Annotated in this window: 1 protein-coding gene; it reads left to right on the top strand. The window is 33.7% G+C overall.

The annotated features are described in order from the left end of the window. Window positions 1-429 (top strand): transposase (locus CP368_RS10155; protein WP_143468335.1); only part of this gene is annotated, 429 nt, incomplete at its 5' end. Window positions 430-594 lie beyond the last annotated feature (165 nt).

Below are 594 nucleotides of genomic sequence, written 5' to 3'. Positions count from 1 at the left end.
TTAGAAAACCTAGAAAGCATTCCAGGCTTTGCACAGACCACTGCAGTCAGAGTTTTAGCAGAGTTAGGAGATTTACGCAGATTTAGTAATCCTAATAAAATCAATGCTTTTATCGGAATTGATCCAGGCAGATATCAGTCAGGAGAAATGGACTCTAATTTAAGTATTACTAAACATGGCAATGCAGTCGCACGTAAGTTGCTTTATCGAGCTATTGGACAAATTGATAATGCAGCTAAGACAAATCCGTGTCATATAGCAGATTATTATGAAAGCAAAAAGCTATCCTCTCAAACCAAAGGGTTCAAAAAGATAGCTATTGCTTCAATTCATAAACTAATCAGAACCATTTATGCCCTGATTATCAATGATCAACCATATGATTACAACGTAGCCACACATAATCAAAAAGACTTTAGTCGTAATTAATTGATCAAGTACATTATAACGCTAAGCCCAAAAATCAGATATGGATCTGGGCTTATTTGTCGTGTCTAACTAAAAAAATAAATCGACACTAAAAGATGTTTAAGTTGAAATTTAAACAAAAAATGAAGCCAAACTTCTTATTATGCTTGACTTTACGTAGAAAAA

It is taken from the genome of Lactobacillus sp. UMNPBX17, from assembly GCF_002553735.1.
GTDB lineage: Bacteria > Bacillota > Bacilli > Lactobacillales > Lactobacillaceae > Lactobacillus > Lactobacillus gallinarum.
Note: the sequence above shows the minus strand (reverse complement) of the source record. Positions and strands in the feature narration are given on the sequence as shown.